Genomic DNA, 13,254 nt, shown 5'->3' with positions numbered 1-13,254 from the left:
ATATTATGCATTCTATAAAACAAAACTATGCATCGTATCAATGGCACGCCAGGAGGTTGGAATCCTCAATCAGAAGGCGTAATTTTTCTAGAACAAACTCCAGCACCACTTGTGTTTCTGACTGCGGCAGATACCGATATTCAAACCATAGCAGCAGCAATTTCTAAGTTACCAGTGGGGTTTCCTGCCCTGCGCGTTGCTAATTTGTTACAGCTACAGCAACAACTCACAATTGATACCTATGCTGAGGAAATCTTAGAAAAAGCTCAAATTATCATATTGCGGTTATTAGGAGGGCGATCTTACTGGTCTTACGGCTTAGAAGTCGTGCAGGAAACTGTACAGCGTACCAAAGCATCACTGATTGTGATTCCTGGCGATGACGTTTTCGATCCTCATTTAATTGGACATTCTACTGTTTCTTTGACCGTTGTTAATCAAATTTGGCGCTACTTCAGCGAAGGCGGTGTAGAAAATATTGTCAATGGCTTGCAGTTCGTCTGCGATGCGTGTCTAGGAACTAGCTATTATCCGCCACAACCCCAAGCTGTACCGCGTGTAGGTTTTTATCAGGGGTCAGGGTTTAGAAATCGGGGAGCAGGAGAAAAGCCAAAGGTTGGGATTTTGTTTTATCGCGCGCATTACTTAGCAGGCAATATAAGTGTAATTGATGCTTTTTGTCAAGCATTACAGGACAGAAATTTAGAACCTGTGCCGATTTTTGTGTCTTCGTTACGCGATCGCGATGTACAAGACGAGCTAATATCCTATTTTCAACCAAAAGATGAACCAAAAATTCAACTGTTACTCAATACAACGAGTTTCTCCCTAGCGCGGCTAGAAGCAACACTGCAACTTGATTTTTGGGAAAAACTAGACGTTCCTGTATTGCAGGCAATTTTGAGTAGTAGTCCTGTAGATGTTTGGGAATCGCAATTTCAAGGACTGTCGCCGCGCGATATGGCGATGAATGTGGCGCTACCTGAAGTAGATGGGCGAATTATTAGCCGTGCGGTTTCGTTTAAAGCTGTGCAAACTTGGAATGCTGATTTAGAAACGGATGTTGTCGTGTATGAACCATACGGCGATCGCATTGCGTTTGTTGCGGATTTAGCTGCAAATTGGGTACGTTTGCGTTTGTTACCACCACGACAAAGAAAAATTGCGCTGATTTTGGCAAATTACCCAAATCGTGATGGACGTTTGGCGAATGGTGTGGGGTTGGATACTCCCGCAAGTTGTGTAGAAATTTTGCAGGCTTTGCAAGCAGCTGGGTATCAGGTGGAGAATTTACCGCACAGTGGCGATGAGTTGATGCAGCGCTTGACGAGTGGGGTGACGAACGATCCGGAGGGGAGATTGCGTCGGGTGTTGCAAAGTGTGAGTTGGGAGGAGTATCAGGAGTATTTTAGGAGTTTGCCATTAGGGGTGCAACAAAGGATTTGCGAACGGTGGGGGGATGCGAACTACGGAGAAAGAAAGGAAGCGATCGCGGTTTCTGGAATTTGTTTGGGGAATGTGTTTGTGGGGATTCAGCCAGGGCGGGGGTATGATGTCGATCCGGCGTTGAATTATCACGCGCCGGATTTGGAGCCTACGCACGAGTATTTAGCATTTTACTATTGGGTGCGAGAATGTTTTGGTGCTGATGCGGTGGTTCATGTCGGGAAGCATGGCAATTTGGAGTGGCTACCAGGAAAGAGTGTGGCGTTGTCGCAGGAGTGTTACCCAGAGGTAGCTTTGGGGGCTTTACCACATTTGTATCCGTTTATTGTGAACGATCCTGGTGAGGGTTCGCAGGCGAAGCGTCGCGCGCAAGCTGCGATCGTAGACCATTTGACGCCGCCGTTGACTCGTGCAGAATTACATGGTTCTTTACAGCAGTTGGAGGGGTTGGTTGATGAGTATTATGAGGCGCAGAGTTTAGACCCAACGCGGTTAACGTTGATTCGCGATCGCATACTCGATCTCGTTCTGCAAGAAAATCTCCACCTCGATCTTGGTGTCGCAAGTGATGAACAATTAAGCATTAGCAATATCGATGGCTATCTTTGCGAACTCAAAGAAGCGCAAATTCGCGATGGTTTACACATTTTTGGTCAATGTCCGCAAGGAAGACAACTGAGAGATTTAATTGTAGCGATCGCCCGTATGCCGAGTCGCGATCGCTGTGGACTTACGCAAGCAATCGCGCAATCCTGGGGGCTAGATTTCGATCCGCTTACCGCAGATCTTAGCCAAAAGCTCTCTGTAAATGAAATCGAATTACTTTCAACAAAAACACAACAACCCTGTCACACCATCGGCGATGCGGTAGAAGCCCTAGAACACCACGCCACTAACTTAATCGAACAAATACTACAAAATGTCTCTTCTCTATCCACTAACCACCAGCCACTCACCACTAATCTCACCTGGATACGCGATCGCCTGCTACCTTCTTTGCAACAAACACAACAAGAAATCACGAACTTATTACGCGGTTTAGATGGGCGGTATGTTCCAAGTGGTGCTGCGGGGGCGCCGACTCGCGGTCGTCCCGAAGTGTTACCAACTGGTCGCAATTTTTATTCTGTGGATATTCGGGCAATTCCGACAGAAACAGCTTGGGATATTGGGCGCAAAGCTGCGGAAGCTTTGATTGAACGTTATGCACAAGAAAATGGCGAATATCCTAAAACTTTGGGTTTATCAATTTGGGGAACTTCGACAATGCGGACGGGTGGCGATGATATTGCCGAAGCATTAGCATTACTCGGAGTGCGACCTGTGTGGGATGGTGTTTCGCAGCGGGTGGTCGATTTGGAAGTTTTACCGCTATCGGTGTTAGGACGTCCGCGCGTGGATGTCACTTTGCGAATTTCGGGCTTTTTCCGCGATGCTTTTGCAAATTTAATCGATTTATTCGATACTGCTGTTGCTGCTGTAGCTGCACTCGATGAACCACCTGAACAAAATCCATTAGCAGCGCAAGTTTCTCACGAGACAGAACTATGGCAAACAGCGGGGTTAACTTTAGAACAAGCTTCGGCGCGATCGCGTTACCGGATTTTTGGCTCGAAACCTGGTGCTTATGGTGCAGGACTCCAAGGCTTAATTGAAGCACAAAACTGGCACGACGACGAAGATTTAGCGCGTGCTTATATTAACTGGAGTTGCTACGCTTACTCGCGATCGGCACAAGGATCTGCCGTTCCGGAAGCATTTGCACAGCGTTTACAGCAAATGCAAATCGTCTTACACAATCAAGACAACCGCGAACACGATTTACTCGATTCGGACGATTATTACCAGTTTCAAGGCGGCTTAACCGCAGCAGTACGATCTTTGCAGGGAAAAAACCCGCAAACTTATTTTGGTGACAACTCAATTCCAGCAAACCCTCGCGTGCGTCAACTCAAAGAAGAAATAGCCCGCGTTTATCGTTCCCGCGTGATTAACCCGAAGTGGATTGCAGGAGTGATGCGCCACGGTTACAAAGGTGCATTTGAAATGGCGGCGACTGTAGATTATTTATTTGCCTACGACGCGACTGCAAATTGTGTGGAAGATCATATGTATCAAGGAATCGCTAACGCGTACTTATTCGATCCCAATGTTCAGCAGTTTATCCAAGAAAAAAATCCTTGGGCACTGCGCGATATGGCAGAAAGATTATTAGAAGCACATCAACGCGGGTTGTGGCAGAATGTCGATCGCGAAATGCTAGAGAATTTGAGAGCGCTCGTTCATCATGCTGAAGCTAGCATTGAGAAAACCTTGTAATGATTAGGTTGCCATTTTTAGCCAGTCAAAAACCTGCGCCGTAGTCAACTCTAGAGGAATTTCTGCTAGTACAGGTAAGCGATCGCTATCTTGTTTCAGTTCTGGTTGCTGACCTGGCAAGAAAACTAATACACTGCGATCGTCGGGGTCAATAAACCAAGCTAATCGACTACCATGTTGTAAACAGTGAAGAATATTACCAATAACTTGATTTGGCTGTTGATTTGGAGACAGAATCTCTACTACCCAATCAGGAGGTAATTCAAAGTTATCAGGGACTTCTCCACTCGTATTGAAAGGAATTCGTTGCCACTGAAAGACAGCAATATCTGGAACAATTGAGCGATCGCCAAAGCTACAACGCAGTTCAGGAAAAGCATAAGCAATTTTTTGTTCTTCTGTAATGTCGTTAATTACGTTACACAGCTTACTTTGCAAGCGGCTGTGTCTTCCTTGGGGCATTGGCTTTTGAACGATCTTGCCACTAATATATTCACTTGCTGGTTTCGTCTCAGGCAGCTTAAGGAACTCTGCTAAAGTGATTTTGGTTGTTGTAGAGGTCACTGTCTCACCTCTTTTTCATTGGTTGTTCAATATTAACGTCAATTCCTAGTTGAAACAGATAGAAGTTGTTAGCGGTTAATACTTATGGTGTGTACCAATCAATTTTCTGTGACTCACGCCATTCGGCTGCTTTTGCATTCATCTGTTGAATAAATTCATGCTTCCCATCCATGTAACTGTCAATGTCGTATGGATACTTTCTAGCTAACTCGCGCTTCAAGTCGCTATACTGCTGTGCATCTTCCCAATGAGCGATCGTGTAGTCTCTAAATGCCAAATGCTTCGCTACTTCTGGTTCGCCTGCTTCAAATGCATGAACATGGTGTGTTCTGACACCTGCTGCGTTGTTCTTGCGAAAGTAACGGCGACCTGGAATACCAAACTCGCCCATCGCTTCATAGCCTAAGGCTTCCATTGATAAATTGTATTGATCTATTTTTGCAATTTCTTTTACCTCCACTAACAAATCAATAATCGGTTTGGCGTAAATACCAGGTATTGCAGTACTACCAATATGATGAATCGCAACTACATTGTCACCAAGCGCTTGCCAAACTTGCTGCTTTTCTCGTGCAAAGGCGTCTCGCCACTGGGGGTTATAGGGCACAACTTCGACTTTTCTCATAGGAATGACTGATTCTACGGTGAGTGCCAACACAAAACTTATTAATTGATCGCTCCTTCTGAAGCTGGATCGAGACTGAATTAAGGGTGCGATCGCCAACGCCCTTATGCTGCTCTCAATTACAATATCCTTGAGAGCAATTCATAGCAGATACTGTTTAATCTAGAGGCATATGCCAAGAACTCAACGTAACGATAACTTTATCGATAAATCTTTTACCGTCATGGCGGATCTGATTTTAAAGATCTTGCCTACGAATAAAAAAGCCAAAGAAGCTTTTGTCTACTACCGCGATGGTATGGCGGCTCAAGCCGATGGCGACTACGCGGAAGCGTTAGATAACTACAACGAAGCTTTAGAGTTAGAAGAAGACCCCTACGATCGCAGTTATATTTTCTACAATATTGCCTTAATTCACGCAAGTAATGGCGAACACGAAAAAGCGCTAGATTACTATCACCAAGCTCTAGAAACGAATCCGCGTCTAATCCAAGCGCTCAACAATATCGCGGTGATTTATCATTACCAAGGCGAAAGAGCTAAAGAAGCAGGCGATAACGACAGTGCAGAAGCTTTATTTGACAAGGCAGCCGATTATTGGAGAAGAGCCATCAGCATTGCTCCCAACAACTACCTAGAAGCGCAAAACTGGCTGAAGACGACTGGTAGAATGCACGAAAACTTTTAGTGAGTGGCTTGTGACTGGTGGCTAATGACTAGCGAGTAGAAAGTTCAGTCTAATTTCATTACCCATCACCAATTACCAATTACCGATTACCCATTACCTCCTATCTATGATTGATCGCGAACAAGTCCGCAAAGTAGCGCTTTTAGCTCGATTAGAATTAACTCCTGAAGAAGAGGAGCAATTTACTAAGCAGTTAAGTAGTATCTTGGACTACTTCGAACAACTCAGCGAACTTGATGTCACTGACGTACCGCCAACAGCAAGAGCAATTGAAGTTACGAATGTGACCCGCCCTGACGAACTACAACCTTATGAAGAACGCGATGCAATTCTCAGCAGTGCGCCAGAACAAGAAGGCGAATACTTTAAAGTGCCACAAATTTTGAATGCTGAAGAGTAATTACAGCTTTCAATATATGAGGGTGGGGAGTAAGAAATTGTGTCTTTCCTTAAAACTCTCATCTAGTGTGCGCAAGCACACTTTGTACTGATAGCCCCGACTTTTGTCGGAAGGCTTTGAAAGCAATTACAGGAGATTTTCATAATGGGTTTAGGTGTTCTCATTGATGGCAAATGGGTGCCAGAACGCGAACAAGAAGATGAAGGCGGGCGGTTTGTACGTCCTTCAACTACCTTCCGTGACACCATTACTGCTGATGGTTCGAGTGGCTTTAAAGCTGAACCAGGACGTTATCATCTTTATATCTCCTGGGCTTGTCCTTGGGCGCATCGTACCGCGATTATGCGACGGTTGAAAGGGTTAGAAGATGTCATTGGTCTTTCGGTTGTTGCACCAGTGATCGATCAAAATAGTTGGGAATTCTCTGAGGAGGAACCAGGGAGTATTCCTGACACGGTAAACCACACGAATTACTTGTGGGAAATTTACCTCAAAGCCGATCCTAATTACAGCGGTCGAGTGACGGTACCTGTTTTGTGGGATAAGGAAACTAGCACAATTGTCAATAACGAATCCCGCGAAATTATCCGGATGTTGGATACTGAGTTTGAAGCTTACGCTAAACAAGATATTCATTTTTATCCGCAAGAACAGCAGCAAAAAATTGACGAAACGATTGATGCAATTTATCAACCGATCAACAATGGAGTTTATCGCGCTGGTTTTGCAACGACGCAATCTGCCTATGAAGAAGCCGTCACCGAGTTGTTTGAAGCATTAGATTATTGGGAACATGTCTTATCCGAACAACGTTATTTGTGTGGCGATCGCTTAACTGAAGCTGATTGGTGTATGTTTACCACACTACTGCGCTTCGATCCTGTTTACTACGTGCATTTCAAGTGCAACTTACGACGAATTGCCGATTATCCCAATCTCTGGAATTATCTAAAAGACCTTTACCAGCAAAAGGGCGTCAAAGAAACGTGTCATTTTGACCATATCAAAAAGCATTACTACATGAGTCATCCCAAAGTGAATCCGACACGTATTGTTCCCAAAGGACCGGTTTTAGATTTAGATGCACCGCACAATCGCTATCGGTTAGGCGCAACTTTACAAGTGTAAAAAGACTCGCGTTGATTGTTGATAGATCTACTTCTAGTCCAGCAGCAATCAATAAATTAGCTATCAAGACGATCAGTAATAACACTTACCTACCACATCTACATACAACAAACTTGCTCGAGTGTAGGCACAAAATCTGGGTAGGAAATAGCTGCTGCTTCTGCACGATTAATTGTTGTCGTTCCGGTACTATTGAGCGCGGCGATCGCTAAACTCATGGCAATGCGATGATCGGTATGACTATCGACATCTGTACCCGTTAATGGAGTTCCGCCAACAATTTCTAAGCCATCGGGAAGTTCAGTGACTTTAGCCCCCATGCGTTGCAGTTGATTTGCCATAACAGCAATGCGATCGCTTTCTTTCACGCGCAATTCCTCCGCGTCGCGAATCACGGTTGTTCCTTGTGCAAACACGGCGGCGACTGCAAGAATCGGGATTTCATCAATCAATCGCGGAATTAAATCGCCAGCGATCGTACAACTTTTGAGTTGACTCGAACGTACGCGCAAATCGGCGACAGGTTCGCCTGCAACTATACGCTGATTTTCTAACTGAACATCCGCGTTCATCATCGATAACGCTTCTAAAATACCCGTGCGTGTAGGATTTACGCCGACATTTTCAATAATTAATTCGGAATCGGGAACAATTGCTGCTGCAACTAGCCAAAAAGCCGCCGAACTAATATCGCCAGGAACAATTACAGTTTGTCCTTGTAGTTGCGCAGGTCCTGTGACTGTGACACTACGCGTATCAGGATCGACGCTAAGTTTTGCCCCAAAAGCTTGTAGCATTCGTTCGCTATGATCGCGCGACAATGCTGGTTCGGTGACAGTTGTTTCACCTTCAGTCGTTAATCCGGCTAGGAGAATACACGATTTAACTTGTGCAGATGCGATCGGTGAATGGTAATGAATGGGTTTGAGCGATCGTCCTTGTATTGCTAGCGGTGCTAGCGAATTATCTTTGCGTCCCCAAATTTGCGCTCCCATTTGTTGCAAAGGTTTGACGACACGCGACATTGGACGCGATCGCAACGAACTATCCCCAGTAACAGCAAAAAACCGCCCAGGATGCGCCGCTAAAATTCCCAGCATTAACCGTAGCGTTGTCCCAGAATTTCCGGCGTTGAGGACATCGACAGGTTCTTGCAACTGTCCTAATCCAATACCTTTTACGGTAACTAATTCAGTATTTAACTCAGAAATTTCCGCCCCCAACGCTTGAAAACAGCTTGCTGTACTGCGCGGATCTTCGCCTAGCAGTAGCCCTTGAATGTGCGTTTCACCAGAGGCGATCGCGCCTAGCATCAAAGCCCGATGCGAAATCGATTTATCTCCTGGAACTCGGATACAACCGTGTAAGGATAGTCCAGTAGTACGATTAATAACAAGATGTTGGTGACGATTCGTTTCTTGCGTGATAACAACCGACATGGAGACTCACGTAATGCGTGTAATTTATCCTACCGCAGTATTCGCACTTAAGTAATAAAGTCCTAGATAAACTCAATTGCATCAGTTTTGGTAAGACTTTCTATGAGCTTGCTTCTCTAATACTGATCGAGATATCAATTGTTTCACTAAAAATTTATAAAACTGTCAGCAATATAAAGGCATTGTTTAAGTATAAGTATCGTGCTTTACTTTTTTGAGTATAACTGTCAGGATATTCGCGTATAGTTACTTAAAATACAATTTATTCAGTTTAAAGTGTTAGCGATCGTCAAATCAGTTGTTGAGGATATTTGATGAATCAGCTAAAAATTTAGTTAAAAATTTAAATCATATCAAGAAGATACGTATATCGCCTATTAATAATTAATATAAAAAACTAACAAACCAACTAAAAAGATGAAGATAAGTGTTATTATCCCTTGCTTTAATGCAGCAAAAACGATTGCAGTACAGTTAGAAGCACTTGCTAAACAAACATGGACAGAATGGGAAATCATTGTTGTTGATAATGGTTCAACAGATGAATCTGTGGCAATCGTTAAAAACTATCAAAAACACATTCCAAATCTGCGGTTGATTCAGGCTAGCGATCGCCCTGGTGCGGCTCACGCACGCAACGCTGGTGCTAAAGTTGCAACTGGCGAAGCACTCCTATTTTGTGATGCAGACGATCAGGTTGAGCCTGGCTGGTTAACCGCAATGGGCGAAGCACTTCTCAAATATGATTTTGTCGCTGGGCGTTTTGATTACACGCAACTTAATGAACCTTGGTTATTGAATACTGGTATCTTTCAAGTTCAAAAACTAGGACTTTCGCAGTATGAATTTCCCCCTTATCTACCTTTTGCAGGAAGTGGAAATCTTGGTATTAAAAAAGCACTGCACGAAGCTGTAGGTGGATTCAATGAAGACTTGATATATGCAGAAGACACGGACTATTGTTTCCGAGTTCAACTATTAGGTGCTCAACTGTATTTCATTGAAGAGGCAGTTGCTCAAATTCGCCTAAGACATACATTTCAAGATATTTATAAGCAAGGCAAATGCTGGGCTGAAAGCCATATATACCTCCGCTCGCTTTACGGAATAACAGCCAATAAAATTAATACTTTTGGTTATTTAATAAAAGTTTTAGTATATCCAATTAAAATTATTTTTTATCTTCAAAATAGAAGTAAATTTGCTGAATGGTTGTGGGTACTTAGCTGGAATATAGGACTTTTCAAAGGCAGTCTTAAGTATTCTCAAGCTCTAAGAAGTAAAAACGACCTATCAATAAATAAATCTAGTGAAGTTGAAATTGTTACAGTTAACTAGGAAATCTATTTATGAATAGATATTATCAAAAAATTAAGCAGCGATTGCTCTCAAAATTAAGGTTTATCTACTTGTGGTGGTTGTATCAGAAAAGCAAAACGATCGCCTCGAATCAGAAATCGGCAATTGTCTTTGCACCACATCAAGATGACGAAACCTTGGGTTGTGGTGGCACAATTGCACTCAAGTGCGATCGGGGAGTTGCTTTAGATGTCGTATTTCTCACTGATGGTAGGGCTTCCTACGCAGAGTATCCCCAAATTTCTCCCGATCAGCTTGTGCAAATTCGCCAGCAAGAAGCTATTCAAGCCTTGAAAACTCTCGGTGTTGCACAATCAGCCATTCACTTTCTAGGGAAACCTGATGGTGGTTTAGCCACGCTATCTGCTGTGGAACGTCAAGCGACGATTAATCAATTAGTGCAATTATTACGCGATCGCCAACCGCAAGAGGTATATGTACCTTACAAAGAAGATATTCATCCTGACCATAAAGAAACTTATGCTTTAGTGCAAGCCGCAGTTCAAGAATCTAACTTACCCATTGAAGTGTTGCAGTATCCTGTGTGGGCACGCTGGATACCACATCAACTTGATTTTAAATCTCCAGAGCTTGCCCATGTTTACAGATTACCAATTAACAAAGTCCTTAAGAAAAAAATAGCAGCTTTGGCAGCTTATCAATCGCAATATTCTAGTATGGTTCCTGGTATTGAGCCAATCCTACCACCAGGATTCATAGAGTACTTCTTTTCTCCTTACGAAATATTTTTTAAAACGTCGCACGTCAAGTAAAAGTTGATTTATGGGCTAAAAAGTAGCAATTGGGAAACCGCCACATACTTGTGCGTAGTTTCTCAAATGAAACGACAGTTATAGCGCTCCTAAATCGTGCATGAAAACCCCCTATTATTCTCTGTGCGTTCTCTGTGTCTAGAAAGGTTCGTTTAGAACAATAACTTTCGCCAATCTAATAAGAGTTCACCCAAGTAATATGGAAAGTCAAAGCTTATGTATTTGCGTTCATTGTATGTATATATGTAGATGTTACCTTATTAAGCTTTGCTTTAAGAACAATGGCGTAAGCCTTGTTTAAGATAAACTAGCGCTGTACCAGCCAGGCGGTCTTTTTACTCATGCTGACTCGTTACCGTCAACCAGTCTTGCTTTCATTAATTTCTACAGATTTACCCTTACGGTACGTTGTGCAAACTGTAGCTACGCTAGAACAAAAAGATCGCGAGAGCTTTCATTTATTAATAACAGAACCTTCACCTGTCAGTACCAGTCTTCTTTGGCTCGAAATTTCACCTTATCGAGTTATTATGACCAAACAAGCGGAAAATCAAGTATGTTATCGTCATTTTTGGGAGCGCGGAGTTTACGGAATTAGTCGCTATTGGTTAGGAAATGGATTTTTTCAGGGTAGCGAAAATATACTGCAAATGCGTAATTTTACGCAGCAATTAAATTTAGTTAGCCGCCCCTTACCGCAGCAACTTCAAATTGAATATGAATTATGGTCGCAAGTGCAACTTGGACGCTATGTTTTAAAGCTAGAGATCCACTACTGAGCAACAAATTAAACAGAACCACTACCCAAAATAAATAAACTTAAAAGCGTGCCACTATTCCAAAGACTGTGGAGAAGCATCGGTGCGAGGAGATTGCGCGATCGCGTATAAACAACCCCTAAGACAATTCCTAAAACTGTCAATGGCAGAATTTCAGCAACACTCAGGTGCGCCACTGCAAACAACAACGAACTCAAAACAATCGCACTCCAAACCGACATGTAACGAGTAAGTGAAGGTAAGAGAAAACCACGAAACAGTAATTCCTCGAAAATCGGTGCGGCGATCGCAGCGGTAAAAAAGAAAATAGCCAATGCTACTTGGTCTTGTGCCTGCAATGCTAAAGATAATAGTGGATTACTACCACCCTGTCCTTGCCAGATTTGTTGATTAATCAACGACACAATTACCACCAGTGGAAGTGCAGCACAGTATCCTCCCAATCCCCATAAAAACCAGTTTCCCTGCAAATTAAAGCGAAACCAATCTTTAGGTAGCGGGAAGAATGGCTTAATTGAAAAGTAAAGCACTGCCAAACCGCCCACAGCAACTGTTAGGTAAGTCGTCAGAATATAAAAAGCCTGAACGCGCACCCCCGCACCGGCTGGTGGTCTAATTTGCAGTAACGTCAAACCCAAAGGAACAACGATTTGACCCATGAGAAAAAAGCCGAGGATAAATACCTGCCAAACAGTTTCTCCTGTCCACGGAGTTGACCACCGCGCATCTTCGTTTCGTGCAAGTAGCGCTTCTTTTCCTTTCAATAAACGTTGAGCGCCTAGAATGAGCAGTAGCCCGACACCAACAATACCACCAAATGCAGGTAGACTACCAATAAACGCAAGTTTGATTAAAGCTTGCTGGGCTGTTTGTTGCTCGGTAGCTTGTAACTGTCTCAGCGCGTCTTGGCGTTGTTGAAGTTGATACAGTCGAGATAAAGCACGATAGCGAAACCAACCATCTAAATTATTCTGAATCAGTTGTTCGGCATCGGGAAATATCCGAGGCGGTTCGCTCCAAAGTCCAATTAAAACTGCTGCGGTGTCAGCGAGTACAGCTTGCTGTTGATTGTTAACTTGCTGTTGAAATTTTGTCCAAGTTTGAATTGCTGCATCAGTTTGTCCTTGCTGCACCTGTAATAGTCCTAGCCGCAGATCTAACTCGGCAATCAATTGTTGTAACTGAGCGCGCGATCGCTGTATTTGTTGCTGCTGTCGCAAGCGAGAAGTATCCGTGATTGGTGCAATTTCTGATTGTGGTCTGGGAGTTGCAGGAGTAGTTACAGGTTCTGACTGTAACTGTTTTAGTTGGTTATTAGCTTTATCTAAGTTAATTTGCGCTGATATTCTTGCTTCTTGATATTGCTCAAACGCGGAATTCAGCGGTCGTTCTCCAAGCAAAGCACTGCGGGCATTACTAAGACTTGCGTCTTTGTCATTTTGGGGTTGCCACTCTTGCGCGTGTAGAAGAAGATTAGCTTGGTAAAGTTCCAAACGACTTTGAATTTGTGGTTGTTGCCAACTTTCCCATAAAGACGCACCAGCAAACAAAATTGCGACTACTGTCAGCAAACTTAAGACGATCCGCTTGAATGTCATCAATCTCCCCCGTTACAGCCAGCTTGAGCGCGCGATTTGCACCCTTGTGGAATCATAGCAAGGATTGAGAGAGGGCACAGGGGTAGAAAAGCAGAGGAGCAATAATACTATGCGAACTTCTTTTACACTAACCACA

Annotated in this window: 11 protein-coding genes; 7 read left to right on the top strand and 4 right to left on the bottom strand. The window is 43.5% G+C overall.

What is annotated here, in order from left to right:
• Positions 1-27 precede the first annotated feature (27 nt).
• A complete protein-coding gene (gene cobN, locus B1A85_RS07230) occupies positions 28-3,765 on the top strand; it encodes a cobaltochelatase subunit CobN (RefSeq protein ID WP_104546175.1) in 3,738 nt (1,245 codons plus the stop codon).
• Positions 3,766-3,768: 3 nt separating this feature from the next.
• On the opposite strand, the gene B1A85_RS07225 is transcribed toward cobN, so the two are convergent.
• Positions 3,769-4,329 carry a Uma2 family endonuclease gene (locus tag B1A85_RS07225; RefSeq protein WP_104546174.1) on the bottom strand — a complete coding sequence of 187 codons (561 nt, stop codon included), beginning with the start codon at positions 4,327-4,329 and terminating at the stop codon, positions 3,769-3,771.
• Positions 4,330-4,411: 82 nt separating this feature from the next.
• Entirely contained in the window at positions 4,412-4,954 is a 543-nt protein-coding gene (locus tag B1A85_RS07220) for a GrpB family protein (RefSeq protein ID WP_104546331.1), read from the bottom strand.
• A 172-nt stretch (positions 4,955-5,126) separates the two neighbouring features.
• Between B1A85_RS07220 and B1A85_RS07215 the strand changes: the two genes are divergently transcribed.
• The 3 genes from B1A85_RS07215 to B1A85_RS07205 all read left to right on the top strand — a co-directional run bounded on the left by B1A85_RS07215 (position 5,127) and on the right by B1A85_RS07205 (position 7,170).
• Positions 5,127-5,642: a photosystem I assembly protein Ycf3 gene (locus B1A85_RS07215; RefSeq protein WP_104546173.1), complete on the top strand. Its 516-nt coding sequence runs from the start codon at positions 5,127-5,129 to the stop codon at positions 5,640-5,642.
• 106 nt (positions 5,643-5,748) lie between these two features.
• Positions 5,749-6,042, top strand: coding sequence for an Asp-tRNA(Asn)/Glu-tRNA(Gln) amidotransferase subunit GatC (gene gatC / locus B1A85_RS07210; protein WP_104546172.1), 294 nt, complete (start codon positions 5,749-5,751; stop codon positions 6,040-6,042).
• 144 nt (positions 6,043-6,186) lie between these two features.
• Positions 6,187-7,170, top strand: coding sequence for a glutathione S-transferase family protein (locus B1A85_RS07205; protein WP_104546171.1), 984 nt, complete (start codon positions 6,187-6,189; stop codon positions 7,168-7,170).
• Between the two features lie 98 nt (positions 7,171-7,268).
• Here B1A85_RS07205 and aroA read toward each other — a convergent pair whose 3' ends face one another.
• Entirely contained in the window at positions 7,269-8,609 is a 1,341-nt protein-coding gene (gene aroA / locus B1A85_RS07200; protein ID WP_104546170.1) for a 3-phosphoshikimate 1-carboxyvinyltransferase, read from the bottom strand.
• Positions 8,610-9,026: 417 nt separating this feature from the next.
• Here aroA and B1A85_RS07195 point away from each other — a divergent pair, with 417 nt between their 5' ends.
• From B1A85_RS07195 to B1A85_RS07185, 3 genes are all read left to right on the top strand, one after another.
• Positions 9,027-9,947 (top strand): glycosyltransferase family 2 protein, encoded by a 921-nt coding sequence (locus tag B1A85_RS07195; protein ID WP_104546169.1) that lies wholly within the window; start codon positions 9,027-9,029, stop codon positions 9,945-9,947.
• Between the two features lie 11 nt (positions 9,948-9,958).
• Entirely contained in the window at positions 9,959-10,741 is a 783-nt protein-coding gene (locus B1A85_RS07190; RefSeq protein WP_104546168.1) for a PIG-L deacetylase family protein, read from the top strand.
• Positions 10,742-11,082: 341 nt separating this feature from the next.
• Positions 11,083-11,520 carry a hypothetical protein gene (locus tag B1A85_RS07185; RefSeq protein WP_104546167.1) on the top strand — a complete coding sequence of 146 codons (438 nt, stop codon included), beginning with the start codon at positions 11,083-11,085 and terminating at the stop codon, positions 11,518-11,520.
• An 8-nt stretch (positions 11,521-11,528) separates the two neighbouring features.
• On the opposite strand, the gene B1A85_RS07180 is transcribed toward B1A85_RS07185, so the two are convergent.
• Complete coding sequence (locus B1A85_RS07180; protein WP_104546166.1) at positions 11,529-13,118, bottom strand: type II CAAX endopeptidase family protein; 1,590 nt, start codon at positions 13,116-13,118, stop codon at positions 11,529-11,531.
• Between the last annotated feature and the right edge of the window lie 136 nt (positions 13,119-13,254).

This window comes from Chroococcidiopsis sp. TS-821, assembly GCF_002939305.1.
Lineage (GTDB): Bacteria > Cyanobacteriota > Cyanobacteriia > Cyanobacteriales > Chroococcidiopsidaceae > Chroogloeocystis.
This window is presented reverse-complemented; position numbering and strand designations above follow the sequence as displayed.

Excerpts from the sequence above, each read along its gene's own strand:
- B1A85_RS07195 (WP_104546169.1), top strand. The coding sequence starts at position 9,027 with ATGAAGATAAGTGTTATTATCCCTTGCTTTAATGCAGCAAAAACGATT.
- B1A85_RS07185 (WP_104546167.1), top strand. The coding sequence starts at position 11,083 with ATGCTGACTCGTTACCGTCAACCAGTCTTGCTTTCATTAATTTCTACA.
- B1A85_RS07190 (WP_104546168.1), top strand. The coding sequence starts at position 9,959 with ATGAATAGATATTATCAAAAAATTAAGCAGCGATTGCTCTCAAAATTA.
- cobN (WP_104546175.1), top strand. The coding sequence starts at position 28 with ATGCATCGTATCAATGGCACGCCAGGAGGTTGGAATCCTCAATCAGAA.
- B1A85_RS07205 (WP_104546171.1), top strand. The coding sequence starts at position 6,187 with ATGGGTTTAGGTGTTCTCATTGATGGCAAATGGGTGCCAGAACGCGAA.
- aroA (WP_104546170.1), bottom strand. The coding sequence starts at position 8,609 with ATGTCGGTTGTTATCACGCAAGAAACGAATCGTCACCAACATCTTGTT.
- gatC (WP_104546172.1), top strand. The coding sequence starts at position 5,749 with ATGATTGATCGCGAACAAGTCCGCAAAGTAGCGCTTTTAGCTCGATTA.
- B1A85_RS07220 (WP_104546331.1), bottom strand. The coding sequence starts at position 4,954 with ATGAGAAAAGTCGAAGTTGTGCCCTATAACCCCCAGTGGCGAGACGCC.
- B1A85_RS07180 (WP_104546166.1), bottom strand. The coding sequence starts at position 13,118 with ATGACATTCAAGCGGATCGTCTTAAGTTTGCTGACAGTAGTCGCAATT.
- B1A85_RS07215 (WP_104546173.1), top strand. The coding sequence starts at position 5,127 with ATGCCAAGAACTCAACGTAACGATAACTTTATCGATAAATCTTTTACC.